This is a genomic window from Rhodococcus sp. ENV425, assembly GCF_002887785.1.
GTDB classification, from domain to species: domain Bacteria; phylum Actinomycetota; class Actinomycetes; order Mycobacteriales; family Mycobacteriaceae; genus Rhodococcus; species Rhodococcus aetherivorans.
Window position 1 is genome coordinate 1 of sequence record NZ_PCZU01000125.1, and the last position, 4,453, is coordinate 4,453.

4 protein-coding genes are annotated in these 4,453 nt (G+C 75.5%); 3 read left to right on the forward strand and 1 reads right to left on the reverse strand.

The genetic code is table 11. The features are described 5' to 3' along the window. A partial coding sequence (gene eccD, locus CQZ88_RS10045) for a type VII secretion integral membrane protein EccD (RefSeq protein ID WP_102799677.1) occupies window positions 1–970 on the forward strand: 970 nt, incomplete at its 5' end. A gap of 1 nt (window position 971) precedes the next feature. Beyond that, window positions 972–2,360 carry a type VII secretion-associated serine protease mycosin gene (mycP, locus tag CQZ88_RS10050; RefSeq protein WP_006947205.1) on the forward strand — a complete coding sequence of 463 codons (1,389 nt, stop codon included), beginning with the start codon at window positions 972–974 and terminating at the stop codon, window positions 2,358–2,360. Here mycP and eccB read toward each other — a convergent pair. Beyond that, window positions 2,327–3,781, reverse strand: a complete 1,455-nt coding sequence (eccB, locus tag CQZ88_RS10055) for a type VII secretion protein EccB (protein ID WP_044476574.1) — start codon at window positions 3,779–3,781, stop codon at window positions 2,327–2,329. The genes mycP and eccB overlap by 34 nt on opposite strands. Window positions 3,782–3,885: 104 nt before the next feature. Here eccB and eccE point away from each other — a divergent pair. Next, window positions 3,886–4,453 (forward strand): type VII secretion protein EccE (gene eccE, locus CQZ88_RS10060; protein WP_102799678.1); only part of this gene is annotated, 568 nt, incomplete at its 3' end.

Genomic DNA, 4,453 nt, shown 5'->3' on the forward strand with positions numbered 1-4,453 from the left:
CGCCGCCCTGCTCCTGCTCGCCGGGATCCTGCTCGGGCGGGCCCGCGACGACCACCGCACCGCGGCGCTCCTGTGCGCCTGCGCGGTCCCGGCCGCCTTCTCCACCGGAATTCTCGTGGTGCCCGGCTCTTTCGGACCGGCGCACCCCATGCTCGGGGCGGTCCTGTCGGGGGCGGTGGCGACCCTGGTCCTGCTGCTGACCGCCGTCGGAAGGGCGCCCTTCACCGCGGTCGCCGCCGTCGCCGCGACCGCCGCGGCCGCATTCCTCGTCGCCGCCTCGACCGGGATCTCCGCCTCCGCGGTCGGCGCCGGTGTCGTCGTCACGGCCCTGCTGACGGTGACATTCGCACCCCGCCTCGCCATGAAATTCGCCGACCTGCCGTTGCCGCCGGTGCCCGGTCCCGGGACCGGGACCGGGACCCCCGCGCCGCAGACCGAAGACGGCAGGGACGGACCGGGCTCCCCGGACGGCGGGGACCGGTCACTGCCCGATCCCAGCGAGCTGGCGGCGGCCGCCGCGCGGGCACGCGACCACCTCACCGGGCTGATCGGTGCGGGAGCCGTTCTCGTCGTCGCGGGCGCGTGGTGTGCCGCGGCGCCGCTGTCCGGCGACGGTCTCCGCTTGCCCGGCACCGCCCTCGCCGTCGCCGCGGCGGCGGTGATCATGCTGCGCGGCCGCACCTACACCGATGCGCGCCAGGCGACGTTGCTGGTGGCAGGCGGCGCAACCGTGCCGGTGGGCCTGCTCGGCGCGGCCGCGGTCGGCGGATCCGCGCCGCCCGTCGTCGTGTTCGCCCTCGCCCTTGCCGTCGCGACCGCAGCGCTGGTGTTCGGCGTGGTCGCGCCGCGACGATCGTTCACGCCGGTGCAGCGCCGCGCCGCCGAAGTGGTCGAGTACGCGGTGATCGCGACGATCGTGCCGTTGGCCTGCTGGGTCACCGGGCTCTACGCCGCCGTCCGCGGGTTCTGACGTGGCCCGCGGCGCACGCCTCGTTGTCGTCGCCCTGGTGCTGACGGCCTCGTCCTTCGGAACGGCCCCGTCCGCCGCGGCGGAACCTCCGCCCGTCGATGCCGGGCGCCTGCCCCCGCCTGGGGAACCCGGGCCCGTCGACGACACCGGGCAGCGTTCGCCGTGTACCACGGTCGACGTCGCCGGCGACAGCGCCTCGATCCCGGAACCGCAGCGCGTGCTGAACTTTCCGGCCGTGTGGCCGCTGAGTCGCGGGGCGGGGCAGCTCGTGGCGGTGATCGACACCGGGGTGGGCCGCAATGCGCGGCTGCCCGGGTTGGTACCGGGGGGCGACTATGTCTCCTCGGGCGATGGGACGCAGGACTGCGACGCCCACGGGACCCTGGTGGCGGGGCTCGTCGCGGCGCAGCCGGTCCCCGGGTCGGGGTTCGCCGGTGGCGCCCCGGATGCGCGGATCCTCACCGTGCGCCAGTCCAGCCGCCACTTCTCGGCGCGACGGTCGGATCCCGCCGACCACGATGCGCGCACGTCGCCCGGCTACGGCAACGTGCGCACGATGGCGATGGCGGTGCGCCGCGCCGCGGACCTCGGCGCCACCGTCATCAACATCTCCGAGGTCGCCTGCGCGCCGGCCGCGGAGGGCATCGACGACCCCGAACTCGGGGCGGCGGTGCGGTACGCGACCGAGGTGAAGGACGCCGTCGTCGTGGCCGCAGCCGGCAACGTGGAGGACCGCTGCCAGGGGTCGAACCCGCAGGGGCTCGATCCTCTCCGGCCGGGAGACGATCCGTGGCGCGCGGTCACGACCGTGGCCTCGCCGGCCTGGTACGACGACTACGTACTCACGGTCGGCTCGGTCGAGCCGGACGGGTCACCGTCGAGCTACAGCCTGCCGGGGCCGTGGGTGGACGTCGCCGCGCCCGGCAGCGGGGTGGTTTCCCTGCATCCCACCGCCGATGGCCTCGTCGACGCCTACCGGGGAGCCGAGGGCCCGGTGCCGGTGTCGGGCACGAGCTTCGCCGCGCCGCTGGTGGCCGCGACCGTCGCGCTGGTACGGGCGCGGTTTCCGCACCTCGATGCCCGCGCCGTGGCGATGCGGATCGAGGCCACGGCGCACGCACCGGCGGAGGGCTGGAATCCGCGGGTGGGCCACGGCGTGATCGACCCCGTCGCGGCGGTGACCGCCCCGCCGAGGGAGCGGCGTCCGCAGGAGCCGGCCTCGGTGGCCGTCGCGGCGCCGATACCGCGGACGCCGCCGGATCACCGGCCCAGGGACGTCGCGGTCGTCGTGGCGGCGGTGGTGCTCGCGGTCCTGGGGGTGGCGGCGTCGGCGACCGCGCCGCTGCGGCGCCGTCGTCAGCGGCCGGCGCCGACCGGCGCCGGGTCGTGATCCGGCGCGACACCGTCGTGGGCGACGAGTGCCTCCGCCCGCCCGAGTGCAGGACCCGGCGCGAACAGTTCGACGATCTGCCACGGCGCGGGCACCGGTTCGGAGAATCCCAGGGCGGTCGCGGCTTCCGCGTCGACGATCCCGTAGCGCACGCCGGTGTCGGCCACGTAGAAGAGGGCGCCGCGCCGCGCGCTGTCCGGCGCGACGGAGGTGGTCTGCACGAACGCCCCCCGGCCGGGCGCGAGGTAGGCGCTGTCGGCCTCGGGCCCGGCGCCGTCCGCCTGGGCCAGGGACACGGGCACCGCGCCGTCGGGCAGCGGCAGCGCGGACCCCGCCGACACCTCGACGACGGACCGCGACCGTTCGGCCGCGCCGACCCCCGGGATCCACGTCAGGCAGGCGACGGGACGGTCGCGGGCATCGACGACGGTGGGCACGGTGGCGGGAAAGGTGTCCACCGCGAGACCCCGCACGGTCGGAGCGTCGCGCAGCACGTCCGGCGCGACGGCCGGGATCTCCGCGGCGCCCTGCGAGTCGGTGAAGTGGACGATCTGCGCTGTCGCCTCGGACACCTCCTGCACACCGTCGCGCAGCACGACGTAGAACCTCTTCCCGTCGGGCACCGCGACGCGGACCACCGAACCGACGGTCAGCGATCCGATCGGATAGCCGGGTTCGCCGCCAGCACCGGGGATCCGCGGGGCCTCGAGCCGCGGCACCTCCGGGATCGCGGCGAGCAGGCCCGGCCCGACGGGACGTGCCATGCCGGCATCGATGCCGAGGACGCGGGTGAGCGCCTGGTCCGCCAGATCCACCTCGGCGCGGGAGCCGCGGTAGACCAGATGGTGCCTGCCGTCGGCCGCGACGAGCAGGGCCTCGTCGTCGGCGAGAGGCCGCACGCGCTCGCCGTAGGCAGGCTCTCCCCCGGTGACGGTCGTTGTGACGGAACGACTTCCGTCGGTCGTCACGGTGTCGCACACCGTCCACGGCAGCGGTGCCGCGACGTGTGCCAGCGCGGACGGCGCACCGGGGATACCGACGAGGGGCCCCCGGGGCCGGGTTTCGAATTCGCCGTCGGCGACGACGGCGGGGGCCTCGGGCCGCCCGAGCACCAAACGGGCGGAGGCCAGGTTGAGTACCGGATGGAAGGCGCCGTCGATCGCGACCAGCATCGCGCCGGAATCGCGTCCCACCACGATCGCCGCGTCACCGATCCTGTCCTGCGGGCGGAGCAGAGCGAGCGCGGCACAGCCGGCGAGGCCGACACAGGCGAGGACGGCGCCCACCGCCAGGGCACGCGACTGCGACCGCATCGGGTCGTGGATCATCCGCACGTCTCGCCGCACCAGTGCATGTTCCATGCGGCGCACCAGAAATCGGTAGCCGTTGACCTGCCAGCGCGTGGTCGGCTGCGCTCCCATCGATCCTCCCCCGTACGACGCCCCCTCCGCCGCAACACAGTACAGTTCCGTCCGGGAACGTCGGGGGGGCCGGGCCGTCGCTCGGTGGGAACGGGGGAATCGTTGTGCAGGATGGGATCTTCCGGCGGCCGCGGCGCCGCTGCGTGGTGACGGTGGTGCGGGCGCAGTGCGCGGCGGTGATCGGCGCGACGACGGCGGCGGCGACGGGCGCTCCGCTTCCCGCTGCGGTGACCGTGGCGGTACTGGCCGCGCTGGCGGTGGCGGTGCCTGTCCACGGACTCGACGCCGTCGAATGGGGGCGGCTGTGGTGGCGGTTCCGGCGCCGTTCGCTGCGGTCCGGCCCGGTGATCGTCGACGTCGCGGCGGGCGACGATCGACCGGTCGGGGTGTGCTGGGACGGCACCGCCGTCGTGGCGGTGGTCGAGCTGGTACCGACGGCCGGCGAGCTCACCCGGCTGACACGAGATCGGGCCGAACCGCTGCGCCGGCTTCCGCTGGCCGCGATCGCCGCGTGCCTCGCCACGCACGACGTCGGCCTCGACGGAATCGACGTCATCGTGCACGGCAGCCGGGTGTGCGACGAGACCGCCGCCGGTGCGGCGTACGAGCGCCTGATCGGGCCGCTGCCCGCCGCCGCGACGTGCACCGTGTGGCTCGCGCTGCGGTTCGACT

What these genes read in the sequence shown, in the direction of transcription:
- eccB (WP_044476574.1), bottom strand. Translation starts at nt 3,781, where the DNA reads ATGGGAGCGCAGCCGACCACGCGCTGGCAGGTCAACGGCTACCGATTT.